The organism is Parafrankia elaeagni (genome assembly GCF_000374165.1).
Lineage (GTDB): Bacteria > Actinomycetota > Actinomycetes > Frankiales > Frankiaceae > Parafrankia > Parafrankia elaeagni.
On sequence record NZ_KB893772.1, the window covers coordinates 153,311 to 173,790 of the forward strand.

At 73.9% G+C, this 20,480-nt stretch carries 16 protein-coding genes; 8 read left to right on the forward strand and 8 right to left on the reverse strand.

The features are described 5' to 3' along the window. Nucleotides 1-97 precede the first annotated feature (97 nt). Nucleotides 98-1,717: an MFS transporter gene (locus B207_RS0128520; protein WP_084692364.1), complete on the reverse strand. Its 1,620-nt coding sequence runs from the start codon at nucleotides 1,715-1,717 to the stop codon at nucleotides 98-100. 90 nt (nucleotides 1,718-1,807) lie between these two features. Here B207_RS0128520 and B207_RS0128525 point away from each other — a divergent pair, with 90 nt between their 5' ends. Together B207_RS0128525 and B207_RS0128530 are read left to right on the forward strand one after the other, a co-directional pair. Next, on the forward strand, nucleotides 1,808-2,284 hold the full coding sequence (locus B207_RS0128525) for a MarR family winged helix-turn-helix transcriptional regulator (protein ID WP_018640113.1): 477 nt from the start codon (nucleotides 1,808-1,810) through the stop codon (nucleotides 2,282-2,284). Between the two features lie 334 nt (nucleotides 2,285-2,618). Continuing rightward, the gene (locus B207_RS0128530; protein WP_018640114.1) at nucleotides 2,619-3,293 is read left to right on the forward strand and encodes a hypothetical protein; all 675 of its coding nucleotides are present in this window, start codon (nucleotides 2,619-2,621) and stop codon (nucleotides 3,291-3,293) included. On the opposite strand, the gene B207_RS0128535 is transcribed toward B207_RS0128530, so the two are convergent. Continuing rightward, nucleotides 3,262-5,523 carry a PAS domain-containing protein gene (locus B207_RS0128535; RefSeq protein WP_018640115.1) on the reverse strand — a complete coding sequence of 754 codons (2,262 nt, stop codon included), beginning with the start codon at nucleotides 5,521-5,523 and terminating at the stop codon, nucleotides 3,262-3,264. The genes B207_RS0128530 and B207_RS0128535 overlap by 32 nt on opposite strands. A gap of 230 nt (nucleotides 5,524-5,753) precedes the next feature. Between B207_RS0128535 and B207_RS0128540 the strand changes: the two genes are divergently transcribed. The 3 genes from B207_RS0128540 (at nucleotide 5,754) to ppk2 (ending at nucleotide 9,002) form a co-directional block, all read left to right on the forward strand. Further along, on the forward strand, nucleotides 5,754-6,722 hold the full coding sequence (locus B207_RS0128540) for an aminotransferase class IV (RefSeq protein WP_018640116.1): 969 nt from the start codon (nucleotides 5,754-5,756) through the stop codon (nucleotides 6,720-6,722). A gap of 44 nt (nucleotides 6,723-6,766) precedes the next feature. Further along, on the forward strand, nucleotides 6,767-8,005 hold the full coding sequence (gene larC, locus B207_RS0128545) for a nickel pincer cofactor biosynthesis protein LarC (RefSeq protein WP_018640117.1): 1,239 nt from the start codon (nucleotides 6,767-6,769) through the stop codon (nucleotides 8,003-8,005). A gap of 220 nt (nucleotides 8,006-8,225) precedes the next feature. Then, a complete protein-coding gene (gene ppk2 / locus B207_RS0128550) occupies nucleotides 8,226-9,002 on the forward strand; it encodes a polyphosphate kinase 2 (protein ID WP_026311543.1) in 777 nt (258 codons plus the stop codon). 238 nt (nucleotides 9,003-9,240) lie between these two features. Here ppk2 and B207_RS0128555 read toward each other — a convergent pair whose 3' ends face one another. Next, on the reverse strand, nucleotides 9,241-9,462 hold the full coding sequence (locus B207_RS0128555; RefSeq protein WP_026311544.1) for a hypothetical protein: 222 nt from the start codon (nucleotides 9,460-9,462) through the stop codon (nucleotides 9,241-9,243). A gap of 340 nt (nucleotides 9,463-9,802) precedes the next feature. Between B207_RS0128555 and B207_RS0128560 the strand changes: the two genes are divergently transcribed. Next, nucleotides 9,803-11,398 (forward strand): ABC transporter substrate-binding protein, encoded by a 1,596-nt coding sequence (locus tag B207_RS0128560; RefSeq protein ID WP_084692365.1) that lies wholly within the window; start codon nucleotides 9,803-9,805, stop codon nucleotides 11,396-11,398. Between the two features lie 12 nt (nucleotides 11,399-11,410). Here the strand turns inward: B207_RS0128560 and B207_RS0128565 are convergent, their stop codons facing one another. Beyond that, the gene (locus B207_RS0128565; RefSeq protein WP_026311545.1) at nucleotides 11,411-12,403 is read right to left on the reverse strand and encodes a ParA family protein; all 993 of its coding nucleotides are present in this window, start codon (nucleotides 12,401-12,403) and stop codon (nucleotides 11,411-11,413) included. A gap of 326 nt (nucleotides 12,404-12,729) precedes the next feature. On the opposite strand from B207_RS0128565, the gene B207_RS42445 reads away from it, so the two are divergent. After that, a complete protein-coding gene (locus tag B207_RS42445) occupies nucleotides 12,730-13,848 on the forward strand; it encodes a DUF2637 domain-containing protein (RefSeq protein WP_268258227.1) in 1,119 nt (372 codons plus the stop codon). A gap of 54 nt (nucleotides 13,849-13,902) precedes the next feature. On the opposite strand, the gene B207_RS0128575 is transcribed toward B207_RS42445, so the two are convergent. Continuing rightward, complete coding sequence (locus B207_RS0128575; protein WP_018640122.1) at nucleotides 13,903-14,796, reverse strand: NAD(P)-dependent oxidoreductase; 894 nt, start codon at nucleotides 14,794-14,796, stop codon at nucleotides 13,903-13,905. A 127-nt stretch (nucleotides 14,797-14,923) separates the two neighbouring features. After that, nucleotides 14,924-15,460, reverse strand: coding sequence for a MarR family winged helix-turn-helix transcriptional regulator (locus B207_RS0128580; RefSeq protein WP_195905372.1), 537 nt, complete (start codon nucleotides 15,458-15,460; stop codon nucleotides 14,924-14,926). Between the two features lie 133 nt (nucleotides 15,461-15,593). Here B207_RS0128580 and B207_RS0128585 point away from each other — a divergent pair, with 133 nt between their 5' ends. Beyond that, nucleotides 15,594-17,108, forward strand: a complete 1,515-nt coding sequence (locus B207_RS0128585) for an MFS transporter (protein ID WP_018640124.1) — start codon at nucleotides 15,594-15,596, stop codon at nucleotides 17,106-17,108. Nucleotides 17,109-17,157: 49 nt separating this feature from the next. Here the strand turns inward: B207_RS0128585 and B207_RS0128590 are convergent, their stop codons facing one another. Next, complete coding sequence (locus tag B207_RS0128590) at nucleotides 17,158-18,609, reverse strand: sensor histidine kinase (protein WP_230205286.1); 1,452 nt, start codon at nucleotides 18,607-18,609, stop codon at nucleotides 17,158-17,160. An 8-nt stretch (nucleotides 18,610-18,617) separates the two neighbouring features. After that, a complete protein-coding gene (locus B207_RS0128595) occupies nucleotides 18,618-20,396 on the reverse strand; it encodes a sensor histidine kinase (RefSeq protein ID WP_035742759.1) in 1,779 nt (592 codons plus the stop codon). Nucleotides 20,397-20,480 lie beyond the last annotated feature (84 nt).

The window sequence follows — 20,480 nt, forward strand, 5'->3', positions numbered from 1 at the left end:
AACTCACCCACAACCCCTAGGAAAACCCCATATCGGCACACTGCCGACCGCGCCCGCCCGTCACCACGAGACCGGACCGTGGCAGTCGCCCGACATCTTAGGCAAGCCACGCTCCGGCGTCGCCGGGTTTCGACGCCACGGGAGCCACGGGGGCCACGGGGGCCACGGTGGCGGCGGTGGCGGCGGTGGCGGTGGGACGCCGGGGGGCCGGCGTGACCGCGACAACCACGGCGGCCGCCGGCGCCCGCCCCGCCTCAGGCCCGGGGCCCGGACCGGGAATGCACAGGCCGAGCAGCACCGCCAGGACCGCCGCACCGGCGCCCAGCAGAAAGACCGCCTGGAAACCCGCCGCGGACGGCACCCGCCCGCCGTCGAAGACGACGGTCATGCTCGCGAGCATGGCGCCGACGACAGCGGCCGACGACGAGGTGCCCAGGGAGCGCATCAGTGTGTTCAGGCCGTTCGCCGCCGCGGTCTCGGTGTCGGGCACCGCCGCCATGATCAGGGTGGGCATCGAGGCGTAGGCGAGCGCCACCCCGACCCCGGAGATCAGGCCGATCAGCACCGTCTGCCAGATCGAGTGCATGAACCACGCGCTGATGAGGTAGCCGACGCCGATGATCCCGGACCCCAGCACGAGGGTCACCCGGGCGCCCCACCGTGCGGAGACCCGGGCGGTGAACGGCGAGGCGAGCATCATGACGACGCCGAACGGGGCGAAGCACACCCCGGCGACGATCATCGACTGGCCCAGCCCGTGGCCGGTGGCTGTCGGCAGCTGCAGGATCTGCGGCACCGCCAGCCCCATCCCGTACATGGCGAAGCCGACGACCACCGAGGTCAGGTTGGTCATCAGCACCCGGGGGCGGGCGCTGACCCGCAGGTCCACCACCGGAGACGGGTGCCGCAGCTCCCAGGGTCCCCAGAGCAGCAGGAGCACGGCCACCGCGGCGAGGGCCGTACCGACGGTGGCGGGAGACACCCAGCCCCAGGTGCCGCCCTTGGAGATCGCCAGCAGCAGACAGCTCACCCCGGCCGCGAGCCCGAGCGCCCCGACGACGTCGAAGCGGCCCGGCGCCGCCTCGCGGACCGGCGACTCGGGCACGACCCGCCAGAGCAGGAGCAGGATCGCCAGGCTGAGCCCGGTGGCCATCCAGAACAGCACGTGCCAGGTGAAGGTCTGGGCGATCACCGCGGCCACCGGCACGCCGAGCGCGCCGCCGATGCCGAGCGAGGAACTCATCAGGCCGAGGGCGGAGCCGAGCCGCTCGGCGGGCAGCTCGTCACGCAGCAGGCTGATGCCCAGCGGGATCAGCCCCGTCGACAGGCCCTGCAGCCCGCGGCCGACCACCATCGGCGCCAGCGAGGTGCTGAGCGCGCAGACCAGTGAGCCGAGGACGAGCAGCCACACGCTGCCGAGCATGACCCTGCGCTTGCCGTACATGTCGCCGAGCCGCCCCGCGACGGGCGTCGCGACCGCGCCGGCGAGCAGGGTGATCGTGATGATCCAGCTGGTGTCCGCCGCCGGGGCGTGGAACAGCCGCGGCAGCGCCGGGATGATCGGCACGACCAGGGTGTGCATGAACGAGGCGACGGTGCCCGCGACGGCCAGCACGGCGATCAACAGCCGGGGGCCGGGGGTGCTGGAACGGGACCGCCGCCCCCGGAAGGCCGGTTCCGCTTCTGCCGTCACAAATATGCATGGTACACGCACCATGCATAATGCACATCCGCGAACCCGCCGCCGTAGACTGGGGAAAAGTCACACCCTCCGCCCCGGCCGCGGAGACGTCGCACGGAGGCACGGGTGCAGGACAGCCTGCGGGATCTCGAACGAGAGCTGATGCTGCTCAGCCGGCATCACATCCTGCCCGCGGCGGCCCGCCGCCGCCGCGCTCCGCACCTCGACCGCTCCGCCTACCTGCTGCTCAGCCGGCTCGAGGCGGAGGGGCCGATGAGCATCGGCCAGCTCGCCGAGGCGTTCTCGCTCGACGTCTCCACCGTCAACCGGCAGACCGCCGCGATGCTGCAGGCCGGCCTCGCGGAGCGCATACCCGACCCGGACGGCGGCCTCGCCCGCAAACTGGCGATCACCCCCGAGGGCACCCGCCGGGTCGCCGAGTACCGCGAGATCGTCCTGAGCCACCTCGGCGACCTGGTCGGCGACTGGTCACCGGCCGAGGTGCGCACCTTCGCCGACATGGTCGAGCGCCTCAACGCCGGCATCGAGACCCGGCACGGGCAGCGCGTCTGGCCGCGCCCCGCGCGGCTGCCCGCGCAGTAGAACCCACCAGCGACCACGGGGACGGACGCCCGCCAGGCGGGCGGGCATCCAGCGCACGCCACGGAGGGTGAAACCAGGGCACCCCTGGGCTACCCTTCGACCCTCCCCGATGGTCCATGTGCCCCTGCCGACGGGACCTTCGACGTTCCGTCGAGGACAAACGGCGCGGACCTGGCAGGTTGTTCTCCGTCCAGACTCGAATTAGACCTGATTTGCGCCGAATAGTCGCAATTTGACGGGACGCCATCGCCGTCCCGGGCAGGGCCTGGGCACGTCACCCGACCGAACAACACACCCGAGCGCACGACGCATCGGAACCACGGAGGACGACACGGTGAGCGACGACAGCCCGACCGGCACGACTCCGCTGCATCTCCAGGGCCGGGACGCGGTCATCGCCGCGTGCCCCGACGCCCGCTGGCGCCACGGCGCCCCGCCCGACTACCACCTCTCCCGGGAGGTCATGCCCGGCGAGCGCACCACCCGGCACGAGCCCGGATCGCTCGCCGACATCGTCGAGCAGCTCGTACAGGTCTTCGAGATGGAGCTGTCCCACAAGGCCGACCCCGCGCAGTGGGTCAGCATGGTCACCGACCGGATCAAGGTCAGTCTCAACGGCGGCCCGCCCGCGGACGCCGCCGAGCTCGCCGAACGCGGCAGCTACAACATCCTGATCGGCGAGAACCCCTACTACTCGGCCGCCGAGGAGAGCTTCGAGTCCTCACACCAGGTCTTCCACCAGGCCTTCCCCGGCGGTTTCTTCTGGGAGGTCCTCGAGGTGTACTCGCCGCCGCCCGTGATCACCTTCAAGTGGCGCCACTGGGGCACCTTCAGCGGCCCCTACAAGGGCACCGAGCCGACCGGTGAACGCATCGAGCTCTACGGCGTCACGGTCGCCCGCTGCGCACCCGACCTGCGCCTCGTGGAGACCGAGCACTTCTACGACAACACGACGTTCCTGGGGAGCCTGTCCGGCGTCACACCCCGGCCGGGGTCGGCCCAAGCCTGAAGATCGTCCGCCGGATGTCGTCGATGGTCGAGTCGAGTCCGGTGATGGCGGCGTTCAGCCGGGCCGCGGTGACGTCACCGACGGCCCGGCTCAGCGACTGCAGGTGCAGGCCGATCGCGAACAGCCGCTGGATGACGAGGTCGTGCAGGTCCCGGGCGATGCGCTCGCGGTCCTGGACGACGGCGGCGCGGGCACGGTCGCGGTGCACCTCGGCGAGGTGCACCGCCATCGCGGCATCGTGCGCGAACGCGCCGGCGAGCTCGGTGTCCCGCGCGGCGAACGGGGTGGCGTCCGGGCTGTTCCCCAGAACGAGCGCACCCATCGGTCGCTCCGCGGCCGTGAGCGGGATGACCAGCGCCTCCCGCAGCCGCGCGGCGGTGGCCAGGTCCACCGGCCCGTCCTGATCCGCCTCCGGCCGCGCCGCCCTCCCGCCCCGCGCTGTCTTCGCATCCCGGGATGTCCTCCCGTCCCGCGCTGTCGCATCGTCCCGCGCGGGCGCGTCGTGGGCGGCCGGGAGCGGGATCGGGCCGCTCCAGGAATCGGAGTCGTCCAGCCCGTCGACGTGGACGGGCCGGCCGGCCAGGAACTCCGCCCGGCTCTCCGCCGCCTCCAGCGCCAGTGCCAGACCGTGCAGCGTCTCCGGATCGCAGTGCCGGTGCGGGGCCGCGTCGACCTCGGTGGCGATCAGGTTGCCCGCCTCGTCGGGCAACGCGACAGCGCCCACATCCGCGGACGTCACCCCACGTGCCAGCGAGGCCAGCAGCATCAGCGCCTGCTGCTGGCCGGCGGCCATCGCCCCGGCGGTGACCTCGGCACGGGCCGCGAGCCACGCCCGGCCCCGCTCCGCCTCCTCGTGGCGCGTCCGGGCGTGGCGCTCGGCCGCCTCCCGGTCGGCCGCGGCACCGAGCAGGTGCGCGACGGCCTGGACGAAGCGTGCCTCGTCGGCGGTGAACCGGCGCGGCATCGTGCTGGCCGCGGCGAGCACCCCGAACGGCGCGGCGGACGAGCCGACCCGGGCGGCGAGCGCCGCCTGCGCCCGGCCCGCGTCCGACCATCCGCTGCGCAGATGCGGACTGGCATCGAGGTTGTTCGCGACGACCGGCTCGTCGACGTCGAGTGCGAGGTGGACGAGGGACCGGGCCTCGATCGCGAGCGGCCCGGTGAGGTAGATCGGCCCGGTACCCAGGGCGGCGGGCGCAACCGACGCGGGCGGTTCGGCCACCCGGGCGAGCCCGCCGGACGCCGCGGCGTCGCCGGCATCGCGGATGACCTCGCAGACCGTGACCTCCAGGGTCGTGGAAACCAGCTCGACCGCCTCGGTGAGCAGCGCCGGCAGATCGGCGCCCGCCAGCGCGTGCTGCCCCAGCCGCGCCAGGCCCGCCTGCTGGCGCTCGGCGCGGCGCAGATCGGTGACGTCACACAGCGACACCGCCGCCAGCTCCTCGCCGCCCTCCTCGTACGGGATCACCGAGGCTCGCAGCGACCGGCCGGCCCCGCCCGCGCCCACGAGCTCCAGGTCGCCGAGCTGGGCACGGCCCGTCCGCAGCGCTACCGGAACCAGCCCCCAGTTCCCGCTCAGCGAGCGGGACCGCCAGTCCGCCGGGCGGGCCCGCTCGGCGAGCCGGTCCAGCGGGTCACCCACCCGCAGCGGTACGTCGACCAGCCGCTCGACCGCGCCCGAGGACCGGCGCAGCCGCAGGTCCCGGTCATAGACGGCCACGCCGGTAGGCAGCTCGTCGGAGCGGCCGGCGGTGACGGACTCCAGCAGCGTGGCGTGCTCCCCGACCACCTGGACCGCGAACCGCGAACCGGACACGTCGACGATCGTCCCGGTGTTGCCGAGCACCTCCCCGGCGGGGCCGCGCAGCACCGTCGCCCGGATCTGGACCCGCCGGTAGCCGCCGTCACGGGTCCGGTAGCGGGTCTCGTACAGGCACTGGCCCGTGGTGCCCCGCGCCAGGTCGGCGAACACCGCGGACGCGTAGGCGGCCTCGTCCGGATGGACGTAGTCCAGGAAGCGCGCGCCCAGGCTGGGGCCGACCTCGTAGCCGGTCAGATCCGTCCAGGCCCGGTTGAGGTAGATCCAGCGGCCGTCGGCGTCGGTCCGGAAGACGACCTCGCTCAGCAGGTCCAGCAGGTGCACGGCGGACGTCTCCGCCGCCCGCCCCGCCCCGCCGCCGCGGGACCAGGGCCGGCCCGCCGCCTGCGCGTGCCTTGTCTCGGACGTCACCGAAGACCTCCATCCATCACGGCTGCAGTCGTCGCCCGCACCCGGCGCGAGGGGACGGGAGATCCTCTTCGGAAATGCCACCGTACGCGCCGGCGGAAGTGCCCGCCGGCAGAACAACATCCTCCTCGGTTCACTCCGTGTGATCTCTCCCGGGGCTCCCCGCCCGCGCCCCGGAACCACTGCGGCCACAGGCCGCGGAACCCCACCGGTCACAGCCCTGACGGTCTACCGTGAGCGCCGTGGAGCGGCCGCCGTACATCGAGGTCGACGGCCGTCCCGCCGACGGAACCGGCCTGCGGGACCTCGCGCTGTCCAATGACGGACACCTGACCACGATGCAGGTCCGCGCCGGCCGGGTCCGCGGGCTCGCCCTGCACCTGAGCCGGCTCGACCACGCCAACCAGGAGCTCTACGGCGCTCCCCTGGACGCCGGCCTCGTCCGCGACCGGATCCGCCACGCGCTCGCGGCCGCATCGACCGTCACGGCACCTCCGACCGTGATGGCACCTCCGACCGTGATGGCACCGGCCGGGGCCGGGCAGGGGGCCGGCGTCCCGGCCGGCCGGGTGGACGCGACCGTGCGGGTGGTGGTCTTTCCCACCGGGGAGGCGGGCGCGGTCTCGGTCCTGGTCTCCGTCGGCCGGCCCGCCGAGCCCGCCGGCGCACCGTTGCGGCTGTGCTCGCTGCAGTACCAGCGGCCGTTCGCGCACATCAAGCACCTCGGCACCTTCGGCCAGCTCCACGGCAGCCGGCTCGCCCGCCGGCGCGGCTTCGACGACGCCCTGCTCGTCACCGCGGACGGCCGGGTCTGCGAGACGACGGTCGCCACCATCGGATTCGTCGCCGCCCCGGCCCGCCACCGCCCGGCAGCCACGGCCACGGCCACGGTGATCTGGCCGGAGGCGCCGTCGCTGTGCGGTGTGACCATGACGCTGCTCGACGAACAGCTCCGCGCCACCGCCCTCACCAGCGCGTCGGCGTCGGCGTCCGCGTCAGGCACGGGGCCGCCGACGGTCGCGGGAACGCGGCGGGAACCGGTCCGGTTGACCGAGGTCGGCGGGTTCCACACCGTGTTCGTCGCCAACGCGCGCGGGCTGGCGGCCGTCGAGCGCATCGACGACACCCTCGTCCCCCCCGACCCCGAGGTGATGGCCGCACTGCGCCGCCTGCACGCCGCCGTCCCCTGGGACGAGATCTGACAGCGGGCGGCAGGGGCCTGCCCGCCGCCGGCCATGATGAGGCCATGACGGGCGACTCCCCCGCGGCGACGGTCGGCTGGCTTGACGCCACCGGCGGCATCAGCGGCGACATGTTCCTCGGCGCCTGTGTGGACGCCGGGGCCGACCTGGCTGTCCTGCGCTCCGCCGTGGCCGCTCTCGGGCTGGCCGACACGGTCACCCTGGACGCCCGGACCGTGCACCGCGGCGGCCTGCGGGCGACGCAGGTCCTGGTCCGCTGCGCACCGGCGGCCGAGCAGCCCGCGCGGGGGCTCGGTGACATCCTCGGCCTGCTCGACGCCTCCGGCCTCGACCCGGTCGTGCGGCGACGGTCCACGGACGTGTTCCGCGCCCTGGGAGCCGCCGAGGCTCACGTGCACGGCCGCCCGGTCGAACAGATCCACTTCCACGAGGTCGGCGCGCTCGACAGCATCGCGGACGTCGTCGGCGCCGTCGCCGCCCTGCGGGCACTGGGCATCGAGCGCCTGGTGTGCAGCCCGCTGTCGCTCGGCGGCGGGCGGATCGGCACGGCCCACGGGGCGATCCCCCTGCCCGGACCAGCGGTGCTCGAACTGGTCCGGGCCAGCGGGGCGCCGGCGGCCGGCGGGCCGGTCGACACCGAGCTGGCCACCCCGACGGGTGTCGCACTGGCTGTCACCCTCGCGGAGAGCTTCGGCGCGATGCCGCTGATGCGCACCACCGCCGTCGGTCTCGGTGCCGGCGGCCGTGAGATCCCCGGGCACCCGAACGTCGCCCGGCTCGTCGTGGGCCGGCCGGATCTCGCCGGGGCCGGGCCGGCGCACGGCGCCCGCCACGGCGACAGCGTCGTCCTGGAGACCAACGTCGACGACCTGGACCCGCGGCTGTGGCCGCCCACCCTCGAGGCGCTGCTCGCCGGCGGGGCTGCGGACGCCTGGCTCACCCCGGTCCTGATGAAGAAGGGCCGGCCCGCACACACCCTCTCGGTACTGTGCGAGCCCGACGCCGTCGACCGCGTCCGCGACGTGCTCTTCCGCCACACCACGTCGATCGGGGTCAGGGAGCACATCGTCACGAAGACCGCGCTGGCCCGCCGCGCGCTGCGGGTCGAGGTGGCCGGCGGCCGGGTCGGTGTGAAGGTCGCGTCCTCCCACGGCGAGGTCGTCAACGTCTCGGTCGAACACGACGACGTTCTCGCGCTCGCCGCGTCCTCCGGCCTGCCCCCGAAGGTCGTCCTGGACCTGGCCCGCGCCGCGGCGGTCGCGCACCTGCACCCGGGCCGCTGATCCACTCGGGGCATCCATACGAGCTCCGGGCATCCGTCCGAGGGGCGGACAGGCGGGCGGGCCGCGCCTACGCTGGGCCGGACCGCCGCGTTCGGCCCGGGGCGAGGGCGCCCGGAGCCGACCTTCCCGAGGGGCCGCCGTGACCGTCCATCCGAGCCAGGACGGCGCCGCCGTTTCGAAGCACGCCGCCGACAGCGCCGCTGCGGCCGCGCCCGTCCGGCTGTCGAAGGGCGGGTACGAGAAGGAGCTCGCCCGGCTGCAGACGGAGCTGGTGCGGATGCAGGAGTGGATCGTCGCCACGTCGACCCGCCTGGTCGTCGTGATGGAGGGCCGGGACACCGCCGGCAAGGGCGGCACGATCAAGCGGATGACGGAGCGGCTCAACCCCCGGCACTACCGGGTGGTCGCGCTGGGCAAGCCCGACGAGCGGGAGCGGGCGCAGTGGTATTTCCAGCGGTACATCACCCATCTCCCGGCCGGCGGGGAGATCGTCTTCTTCGACCGCAGCTGGTACACCCGCGCCGGGGTGGAGCGGGTGATGGGCTTCTGCTCCGACGAGGAGTACGAGGAGTTCCTGCGGTTCTGCCCGCAGTTCGAGCGGGCCCTGACCCGGTCGGGCATCAGGCTGGTCAAGTACTGGCTCTCGCTGAGCGACGACGAGCAGGAGCGCCGCTTCACCGAGCGGATCAGGAACCCCGAGAAGCGGTGGAAGCTGTCGGACCTCGACCTGCAGGCCCGGGCGCACTGGGTCGACTACGCCGAGGCCAAGGACCACATGTTCGACTACACCGACATCCGGGAGGCGCCCTGGTCCGTGGTCGACGCGGACGACAAGCGCAGCGCGCGGCTGAACCTGATCAGCCATCTGCTGTCGACAGTGCCCTACGAGCGGGTCTCCCACCCGGACATGACACTTCCGCCGCGGCAGAGCCGGGGTTACCAGCGACCGCCGATCGACAGCCAGACCTGGATCCCCCGCCGTTACATCGTCGGGTAGGCCGGGCAGTCGGGTAGGCCGGGCATCTCGCCGGGTGGACCGGACGTCACCGAACTCGGCGCTCGCCGAACCGGGCGCTCGCCGGGCACAGCGCTCGCCGGGCACGGCGGCCCTCGGGCCCGGCCCCGGTTTCCGGCGTCGCCGAAGGCCGGCGACACCCGACCGGTGGCGGCGCCTGCTGACCGCACCGGCCACCGACGTCGCCCGGTGAACGGGCGGCGCCGGTGCACCGGCGGTGTCAGAGGTGGGACATGCCCTCGAAAGGGCTGGGGATGCGTTCCTGGCGGGAACCGAAGTCCACCAGGACGGCGCTCTCCCCCTCGACCCGGGTGACCCGACCGAGCCCATAGGAGTCATGCACGACCCGGTCACCCTCGGCGAACCGGGGGGTCGGCACCACCACGGGTGCCTTGAACGGGCTGGTCGGCAGGTGGCGTCTGGGAACTGCTGACTGGCTCATCTCTGCCAGTATGCAACGCGTGGGCCCGGCGCGGTTGGTGGCACACCGCCGGATCCGGGCCACCGGCCCCTCCGCACCGCGTCCGCACCGCATCTGCCCTGGTCACCAGCGCCTCAAACGGTCGTTCAGCATTTCGCGAATGTTGCCGGATCGGACCCGGCGCCCCGTCTACGCTGTGACAGACAGGTGACTTACCGCCAGTCGGCCCCGGGCCCGCCGCCTTCCCGGAGCGCGCCGGGCGCACGGCCGGCTCCCCCGCCCCGGCCACGCTGCCACCGGCCAGGCACCGGGCAGCACCGCGACGACCCGGCGGGCCGCCGGCACCCACGAGAGGACGACGATGATCCGTCGAGGACGATTACTCGCCACTGCCGCCGCCTGCTGCGCCGTACTGGCCCTCGGGGCCGCCTGTGGCGGCGGGAGCGGTTCCACCGCGGCGCCGGGGACCGCCGGTACGGGCAGCGCGGGCGGGCCGGGTGGTGAACCGGTGGCGGGTGGCACAGCGCAGGTCATGCAGATCCGCGAGCCGTCCTCGATGGACCCGGTGACCATGACGAACGCCTGGCAGATCAGCGGGTTCCTCGGCAACGCCCTGTACGGCACGCTGCTCGTCAACGACGCGCGCACGGACGAGATCCACTACACCATGGCCGAGTCGTTCGCCTCGACCGACAACGGCGCGACCTTCACGCTGCGGCTGCGGCCCGGCCTGCTCTTCTCCGACGGGACCGCGCTCGACGCCGCCGCCGTCAAGGTCAACTGGGACCGGCACCGCGACCCGGTGCTCGCCTCGCCGTACCTGTCCGAGGCCTCCCTGATCGCCGCGACCGAGGTGGTGGACGCGACCACCCTCGCGGTGCGGATGACGGAGCCGGTGCCGAGCTTCCCGCGCGCGCTGCTCACGACGTCCATGAACTGGATCGCCTCCCCGGCCGCGCTGGCCGGTGACCGCGCCGCGTTCGACCGGGCGCCGGTCGGTGCCGGGCCGTACACCCTGAAGAGCTGGACCCGCCAGGACCGCATCCAGCTGACCCGCAACGCCCGCTACTGGGACGCCCCGCGCCCCTACCTGGACGAGATCACCATCCGCACCTCGAACGACGCGGGGCAGCGCTACAACACCCTGGTCAGCGACGGCGCCGACATCGTCATCGAGACCAACGCGGACAGTCTCGCCCGCGCGGCGGAGGCCGGGTACACGACAGACGTCACCCCGCTGAGCGGCGGGCTCTTCCTGGCGATGAACATGCGGCGGCCGCCGTTCGACGACCTCCGTGCCCGCCGCGCCGTCGCTGCCGCGATCGACCTGGAGGCGTTCGATCTCGCGGTCTACAACGGTGCGGCGACGACCGTCGACACGCTGTTCTCCGAGACGTCGCCGCTGTATGTCGACACCCCGCTGCGCCGGGGAGACCGGGCGCTCGCGCAGCGTCTGTTCGACGAGCTGGCCGCCGAGGGCAGACCGGTGTCGTTCACGTTCACCGGTTACAACACCTCGGAGATGAAGGACACCGCCGAGAACATCCAGGCGCAGCTCAGCTCGTTCGACAACGTCACGGTGGACGTCCGGGCGGTCGACTTCGCCGAGAACACCCGCCTGGCGATCACACACGACTTCGACATGCTCGTCTGGTCGGCGAGCTTCATCGACCCGGACCCGCGGGTGTGGACGGCGTTCCGCGGCGACTCGCGGGGCAACTTCCCCGGTGTCGACGACGACCAGCTCGACGCCGCCCTGCGGACCGGCCGCACCGCGACCGCCACCGAGCAGCGCCGGGCCGCCTACGGGACGTTCCAGGACCGCCTGGTCGCCCTGGTGCCCGGCGTCTTCACCGTCCGGGCGAACCCGGGCGTGATGGCCGCCAGGGACGTCGGTGGCGTCACCCAGTACGGGCTGGGCTCACTGCTCCCCGAACGGCTGTGGATCACCCCGTGACCCGGCGGGCGGTCAGGACATCCAGGCGGAGGTGACGGGGACGGCGGTGTCCCCGGTCGGGGCGGCCTGGCCGCGGGCCGCCCCGACCCGGACCAGGAACTCCTCGACCAGGCCGAACAGCTCGCGGGCCAGGTCGAGGGTGAGGTCCGGGGCGAGCACCGCCGGCAGCGGCAGGTCGGCGGCGCCGGCGAAGCCGCGGTTGTTCACTTTCAGCATCGCGTCGAAGACCGGGATCCCGAGCTGGCGGGCCCCTTCGATGTGCGGGCGCAGGAAGCGGGTCGGTGCCCCGCGGTAGTACTGCACCATCGTCAGGACGACCCCGAGCAGCCTCGGTTCGAGCGGCTTGACCACCGGGTGCAGCCCGGACTGGAGCTCGGCGACCCGGTTGTACTCCCAGACGAAGCGGCCGAGCCGGCGCATCAGGTGCTCGACGCCGAGGGTCGACTGGTTGTCCGGCCGGGACGGGATGAGCAGGTGGTCGCAGGCGGCCACGGCCGCCCGGGTGATCACCCCGAAGTGGGACGGGCAGTCGAGGATGACCAGGTCGTAGTCGGACGGGTCGAAGGACGCCAGCCCCAGCGCGAGCTGCTGGTAGACGTCGAAGTAGTACCGGGTGGACCGGTGCGCCTGCGCCCCGCCGAGCCGCCCGACGAGATCCATCTCGATGTCGCCGAGGGCGGTGTGCGATCCGAGCAGGTCCAGCCGGCCCCCGCCCCCGGCGATGACGCCGGCCGCGGCCGGCGGGGTCGTGACGTACCCGGCCAGCGGCGGTGGGGCGGTGTGCGGGCGCCAGGACTCGAACCAGGCCTTGACCGTGCGGCGCCGGTCGGCGAGGCCGGCCTGCCAGGTCTCGGCGTCGTAGAAGTTCAGGGTCAGGTTCGCCTGCGGGTCCAGGTCGACCAGCAGGACCCGCCGCCCCATCCGCGCGATCGCCGCGCCGATGTTGGCGGACAGTGTGGTCTTGCCCACCCCGCCCTTGTAGCTGGCGATCGTCACGACCTTCACCGCAGCCTCGCTCCCGGTCGCGCGCCCTGACGAGATGCACACTACGGCCCATTCCACCGCTGTCACGCATTCCACCCGCAATCGTCACGCATTCCGCGGGCAATACGGCAACACCCGGACAGCGGGCCGCCGCGGCCGGAGACCGTCTGCCGCCGGGGTCACGGACCGGGTGCACCCGGGCGCGCACACGCACAGCCCGCTGGTGCGGACGGCACCGGAGTGGTGGCCGGTCCGGCCCGGATTTCGCGTCATCCGTACTGCGTGTCATCGTTTGCGGAGAGAACTTGCCGGACTTACGGCTCTAAGCCGGAAATCAGGTGATCGGTGTGGAAAACGGCAATGCGGCGGCAGCGCCACGACGGGCCGCCGGACGCTCCGACCGGGCGATCCGGATCACGACCGTGGTGGCGGTGGCCACGGTCGCCGCCGTCGCGGCGTTCGTGTCCTATCGGCACATGCGCGGTGTCGCTCTCCTGCACGGCGAGGACACGGTGACCGCCACCGTCCTGCCGTTCAGCGTCGACGGGCTGATCGTGGCCGCCTCGATGGCGATGCTGGCGGACCGGCGGGCCGGGCGGCGGCGGTCCTGGCTGTCCGCCACCCTGCTGGCGGCAGGCGCCTGCGCGTCGCTCGCCGCGAACGTCCTGCATGCCGATCCGACGGCGACCGCCCGCATCATCGCCGGCTGGCCGCCACTGGCGCTGCTCGGCTCGTACGAGCTGCTCATGCGGCAGATCCACCCCGACCGCCGGACGGCCGCGACCAGCACGGCCGCCGAAGCCGCGGACGCCGCGGACGCCGGGGCCACGGCGGACGCCGAAGCCGTCGCCGCCGAGGCGGTGCATGCCACCACCACCACCACCACCGCAGTACCTGTCACCGCCCCCGCTGCCGCCGCCGCTGGCTCCACCGGCCTCGCCGCGGCTCCCCCCGCGGCTCCCCCCCCGGCATCCCCCGCCGCCGAACCAGGCGGTCCGGCCGCGCCGGTCAGTCAGATCACGCCGGTCAGTCAGGTCACGCCGGCAGCGGACAGCGCCGGGAAGACCGTCGACGCTCCGCCGACGCCCGTCACAGCGGCCGGGACGGGCACCTTCACAGCCCCGGCAGCGTCAGCCGACACCCCCGCGCCGGGCAGCGGGCCGCGGCGCCTCACGCCGGTTCCGTTCAACGGGCTCGACACGACGGATCCGTCGGTGAAGCGGGCGGCGATCATCCGGGCACTCGACGAGACCGGTGGCTCGGCGACCGCGGCGGTCGCCCTGCTCGGCCGGTGGGGCGTCACGGTCAGCAAGAGCTGGGTGTACCAGGTCCGCAAGGAGACCCGGTACGCGAACCTGCAGACCGGGCCGCTGCCGGTTCCCGCGCCGCGGGCGCCCCGCGGCGGGAGTACGGGGCGGCGCCGGGGCATGGCGGCCGCACCGTCACTCACGGTCCCCTCACGCTGACGCCCGCACCGCCGCCGGATGTCTCCGGCCCGCCGGCACCGATCGGCGCCTGTGTCAGCCAGCGTCGAGGTGCGGCGCCTGCGTCTCGGAGCGGCGCAGGCGGATGACGGCGGTCGCGTCGAGGCCGCCGTCACCACGTTCCTGCGCCGCGGCGTAGTCGGCCTCGGCGCGGGCGGCGAACGGGAGCGGGATGCCTCGGCGGGCCGCCTCGGCCAGGCAGATGCGCAGGTCCTTGCGCATCCAGTCGACGGCGAAGCCGAAGTCGAACTCGTCACGGACCATGGTGTGGCCGCGGTTGTTCAGGTACCAGCTGCTGGCCGCACCGCCGCCGACGGCGGCCAGCACGAGATCGGTGTCGAGGCCGGCCTCGGCGGCGAAGTTGAGGGCCTCGGCGGCGCCCGCGATGGCGGCGGCGACGAGGATCTGGTTGACCATCTTGGTCAGCTGGCCGCTGCCGACCGGCCCGATCCGGGTGATCGTGCTGCCGTAGGCGGCCAGGACCGGGCGGACCGTCTCGAGCGTCCGCGGGTCGGCACCGCACATGATGCTGAGCCGGCCGGCCTGCGCACCGGCCTGGCCGCCGGAGACCGGGGCGTCGACGAACCCGACGCCGGCCCGCGCCGCCTGGCCCGCGATCTGGACGGCGAGCTCGGCGGAGGTGGTGGAGTGGTCGACGACGGTGGCCCCGGGGCGCAGCGCGCCGAGCGCGCCCGCCGGGCCGGTGAGCACCTCGCGGACGTCCGCGTCGGCACCGACGCAGACGCAGACGACGTCCGCGCCGGCCGCGGCCGCGGCGGGGGTGGGGGCGGCGGTGCCGGAGTGGCGCGCCAGCCACCGGTCGGCGGTCGCCGCCGTGCGGTTGTGGACGACGGTGGTGAAGCCGGCCGCGGCGAGATGCCCCGCCATGGGGAAGCCCATGGTGCCGAGACCGATGAAAGCCACCTTCATGCCGGCCCGCTCCTGTCCCGCCGCCACGGCGGCTCGGTCGCCTCTGGTACCCGGCCTGGTGCCCGGTCGTTTGCCCGGCCTCGTGCCCGGTCGTTCCCGGGGCCTCGATCGCCCGGGCCGGCGCCGGTCAGAGGGCACCCAGCAGGGTGCGCAGGGCGTCGTCCAGATGCTGGCGCTGTTCCGGTGTGAGGTGGTCGGCCAACCGGGCGAAACGCGTCACCTGCTCGGTGAACGCGGCGTCGATGATGACCCGCCCCTGCTCGGTGAGCCCCACCCGGAAGCTGCGCCGGTCGGCCGGGTCCAGCCGGCGCTCGACCAGCCCGGCGTCCTCCAGCCTGTCGAGCCGGTTGGTGATGCCGGCCCGCGACATCATCAGCTTCTCGGACAGCTGGGACGGGATCAGCACACACGGCGGACCGACCGCACGGAGCGCGGCGAGCACCTCGAAGTCGCCGGAGGTGAGTCCGTACTGCTCGAGGGGGTCGCCTTTCGAGCCGAGCGCGGTGACGAACACCTTCATCCGCGCGAACATCCCGAGGGCACTGATGTCGAGGTCGGGGCGCTCGCGCTGCCAGTGTTCGACCACATCGTCGATCTGGTCCGGAGCATGCCCGTCGATACACGCGTTCCAGGCGCCGTCCACGGCACGAGTGTATTTGATCATCGTCCTCTCGCGCGAGAAATTAGTTTGATGCAGTACTATCAGCCCTCGTACTATCTCGTGTCGAACCAACGGCGGCCGCCCCGTAGTGGCCACTCCGACAGACCGCAACCACCGGACACCAGGAGATCTTTCCGTGACCGCATCCACCGACACCGTCGGCGACGGGCAGTCAGTCGCCTCGGACGGGTCACCGGGGACGAGCCCGCAGGTCGACCCCCGGCGCTGGCTCGCGCTGGGCATCATCGCCATCGCTCAGCTGATGGTCGTCCTCGACGCGTCGATCGTGACCATTGCACTCCCCCACGCCCAGGCTGACCTGGGCATCTCCACCGCCGACCGGCAGTGGGTCATGACCGCCTACACGCTCGCCTTCGGCGGCCTGCTGCTCCTCGGCGGCCGCATCGCGGACTTCCTCGGCCGCAAGCGGATCTTCATCTGGGGGCTCATCGGTTTCGCCGGGGCCTCCGCGCTCGGCGGCGCCGCCCCGAACGCCGAGCTCCTGTTCGCAGCCCGGGCGCTGCAGGGTGCCTGCGCGGCGCTGTTGGCGCCGGCGGCACTCTCGCTGATCACCGTGACCTTCACCGAGGGCAAGGAGCGGGCCCGGGCGTTCGGCGTCTACGGCGGGATCTCCGGCGGTGGCGCGGCCATCGGCCTCGTCGTCGGCGGCCTGCTCACCGAGTACGCGTCCTGGCGGTGGTGCCTGCTGGTGAACATCCCGATCGCGCTGGTCGCGGCGGTCGCGGCGCTGCCGATCGTCCGGGAGAGCAAGGCCGAGGGCAAGGCGAGCTATGACATCCCGGGCGCGGTGACCGTCACCGCCGGCCTGGTCGCGCTGGTCTACGGCTTCACCGTCGCCGCCGAGGACGGCTGGGGTTCCGCCACCACGATCGGCCTGCTCGTCGGGTCGGCAGTGCTGCTCGCCGCGTTCGTCGTCATCGAGACCCGCACGAAGGCCCCGCTGCTGCCGATGCGCGTCCCCCTGGAGCGCAACCGAGGCGGGTCCTTCCTGGCATCGCTGCTCATCGGCGGCGGGCTCTTCGCGATGTTCCTGTTCCTCACGTTCTACTTCCAGTCGACGCTGGGGTACAGCGCGCTGCGCAGCGGCTTCGCCTTCCTGCCGTTCAGCGTGGGCATCATCGTCTCGGCTGGTCTGGCCAGCCAGTTCCTTCCCCGGGTCGGCCCCAAGGCACTGATGATCGGCGGCAGCGTGCTCGCCGTGGCCGGCCTGCTGCTGCTCAGCCAGATCGGCGTCGACTCCAGCTACGTCGCCCTGGTGCTGCCGGCGGAGCTCCTGATCAGCTTCGGGATGGGCTTGGCGTTCGTCCCGATGTCCAGCGTGTCGCTGCTGGGGGTCGCCGAGCACGACGCGGGTGTGGCCAGCGCCCTGGTCAACACCACCCAGCAGGTCGGCGGGTCGCTCGGGGTGGCACTGCTCAACACCGTCTACGCCACGGCCGTGACCGACTACCTCACCTCGCACGGCACCGGCCCGGCCGCCCAGGCGCAGGCGGCGGTCGAGGGGTACACGACCTCGTTCCTGTGGAGCGCGGCGCTGATCGCACTGGCTCTGATCGCCGTGATCGTGCTCGTCAAGGCCGGCCGGGACGACGTGCCGCAGGGTGACGGGATCCCGGTCCACGCCGGCTGACACCGGTCATCACGGCCTGACGGCGGACAACCGGGTCAGGCGGCGGTGGTCATCCCGGCCCGGGGGTGCGTGGCGGGCCGGCCGCCGCCTCCCCGGGGCCGAGGCCGCGACCCAGGTCACGGACCTCCTGGTTGGCGGCGAGCAGTCCCTCGTGCAGCTGGCGGAGCACTGTCCGGGTGCCGGCCGGGTCGGCGGGCCGGGCCTGGGCGTCGGCCGCGACCAGCACGAGCTCCATCAGCCGCCGCTGCATGCCGTCGTGCAGGTCGGCGGCCATCCGGCGGCGCTGGGCGGCCTGCGCGCCGGCAACCTGCCGGTGGGCCGCGTGCACCTCGACCAGTCGGGCCCGGGCGGCGGCCTGGAGCTGGGCGTTCTCCAGCGCCAGCTGCCCGGCCCGCAGGGCGGCCTCGGTGTAGGCGTTGTCCGTGCCGAGGGCCGGGTCACCGGTCACCACGGCGAGCACGGCGCCGTCTCCGGTCCGCACCTCCCGGGCCCAGCGGGGCGCCGCGGCCAGGCCACGACCGCCCACCTCCGCGAGGTCCAGGTCGGCGGGGTCCCGGTCGGTCAGGTCCAGGTCGGTGAGGTCCAGGTCGGCGGGGCGGCCGTCGACGTCCACGTAGCCGGGCAGATCGGGCAGCCGGAACCAGATCTCGACCGTCGGGTCACGCAGCACGGTCCGCAGCGCGTCCCGGACGCTGCGGACGGTGGCGGGGTCGGTGAGGCGCAGCACCCGGTCGGCCGCGGTGACCACCCCGAGCGCCCGGCGCGCGGCGGCGACCACGAGCACCACCGGGAACACCGCGAGCACGATGCTCTGCATGGCGATCCCCCGCATGACGCCGTCCAGGCCGTCCACCTCGATCGGCGGGGTGAGCACCGCGACGGTGACGATCGCGCCGCCCACCATGCTCAGGACGAGCGGGGCCACCACCCGCTCCGGGCCGCGCAGGCCGCGGACCCGCCGGGACAACAGGACCGCGAAGCCGACCGCCAACAGTGGGATGATCACCTGGAATCCGTCACTCAGCGCGCCGAACACCGACCGGTGCGCGAGCCAGCCGGGCCACCAGGCGTCCGCGGCGTAGCCGTTCCACTCCGGCCGGGAGGTGACCACGCTGAGGGCCATCACCGGGCCGAGCGCGACGGCCGTCGCGGTGACGAGCACCCGGTCCGCCCGGCCGGCCAGCCGCCCCTGCGGGTAGCGCAGCAGCGCCAGGCAGAACAGGACGTAGAAGACGCAGTTCCCGGCGATCCCGAGCACCGGCCCGATCCCGGTGTTCCAGCTCATCGCCCAGGTCGCGAGCCAGGCCAGGCCCGCGCCGACGAGCGGGCGGCCACAGCCGCGCAGCGGCCCGGCGGGCAGCATCAGCACGCCGGCGCCGGTCAGGCCACCCGCGATCAGGACGTTCACCACCGCGATCGCCGGGGCGCTCCCCAGGTAGGGCCACCCGGCCGCCAGCGTCGCCGCGCCGGCCGCGGCACCCGCTCCAGCCGCGGCCGCCACCCGGCCGTTCACGGCGCCGCGGCGGTCGGGACGGTGACCCGCACCGTCGTCCCGGCTCCCGGCGGGCTGGCGAGGTCGACGCTGCCGCCGGCCGCCTCCGCCCGGTCGCGCAGACCCGACAGGCCCCCGGACGTTCCCTCGGCGGCGCCACCGCGCCCGTCGTCCCGCACCTCCACCACCAGCCACTGCGCGCCTCCCGACAGCCGCACCCGCGCCGACGCCGCCCCCGCGTGCTTGACGACGTTCGCCAGCAGTTCCGAGACGGCGAAGTAGACCGTGCGCTCGGCCAGGTCGCCGTAGGGGCCGGGGCCGGTCAGGGCGATCTCGACGTCCACCGGCAGCGTCAGCCGTCCGGCGGCGGCGCGCACGGCCCCGGCCAGGCCCCGGCTGCGAAGGATCTCGGGGTCCAGGCCGCGGGCGATCGTGCGTACCTCGTCGTTCGCGGCGAGCAGGCCGGCGCGGATGTCACCGAACACCGTCTCCGACGCCCCCGGGTCGTCCGCGGACCATTCGGCGGCACTGACCATCATCGCCAGGGCGAGCAGCCGCTGCTGGACGCCGTCGTGCAGGTCACGGGCGATCCGGTTGCGCTCGGCTGCCTCGGCCTCCTCGACCCGCCGCTGCGCCGCCCGGGTCTCGACCACCTGCGCCTGGATGGCCACCTGCAGCTGGGCGTTCTGCAGCGCCAGCCGGGCGGCCCGCAGCGCCGCCCCGGTGAACGCGGCGGGCCCGCGGCGCAGCACCGACCGGCCGGTGACAAGGGCCAGCATCTCACCGGACGGAGCTGACACCGGCTGACGCCAGGCCGGCCCGGGATCGCCGTCGGGCTCGGCGGGCTCCCCGTCGACATCGACGAAGCGGCTCTCGTCCGGCAGCCAGAAGTACAGGTCGACGGTGTCGTCGCGCAGCACCCGGCGTAACGCGTCCCGGACGGCGGTGACCGTGGTCGGGCCACCGCCGGGCCGCAGCATCCGGTCCGCGGAGGTCGCGACCGTGACGGCACGCCACAGCTCGCACAGCACCAGCGCGAACGGAAGCACCGCCAGTGCGGCGCCCTGCTCTGCGATGTTGTCGGCGTTGTGGCCGGGTTTCCGGTTGTCCAGGGTCGGCGAGAGCACCGCCAGGCCGATGACGACGAGGCTCAGCGCGACCAGCGCCGGGGCGAGCACCGACCGCTCCAGGCCGTACAGCCGGGCCCAGTGCCGCCCGACCAGCGCCACGAACACGGCCGCCAGCACCGGGTTGACCACCAGGTAGACATCGCTGACCGCGCCGAACAGCGCCTCGCTGGCCGCCAGCGTCGGCCAGGACGCGCCCGCGTCGAAGCCGTTCCACTCCGGCTCGGAGGTCAGGATCGACAGCGCCGCCAGCGGGCCGTAGGCAAGGGTCGTGAGGGCGCCGGCCCACCAGTCCAGGCGGCCGGTGGGGATCCCGTCCGGGTAGAGCAGGACACCCCAGCCGAAGGCCACGAAGAACAACGCGTTGGCGAGGAGACCGAGGGCCGGCAGCGGGCCGACGTCCCAGCCCAACAACCAGGTGAGGGCCCAGCACAGGCCGGCGGCCACGGCCATCCAGCCCGTCCGGCGCAGCGACGGGGAGCCGGCGAGCAGGACCCCGGAGACGACGAACGCGCCGGCCACGAAGGCGTTGACCGCCGCGAGGGCGGGCTCGCCGCGCCAGTAGGGCCACCCGGCGGCCACAGTGAGCGCCGCTGCCGCCGCGCCGCAGGCGATCGCGGCCAGCAGCAGGCGATACCGGGACCAGCGGGGGACGGAGCTCGTCGACACGGGTCCCTTCCTCAGCCAGCCGGCACCGCTGTCCGGGCGGCCGGGGCCGCCGCACGCGCCGGGGCCGCCGCTCCGTGTGACGAT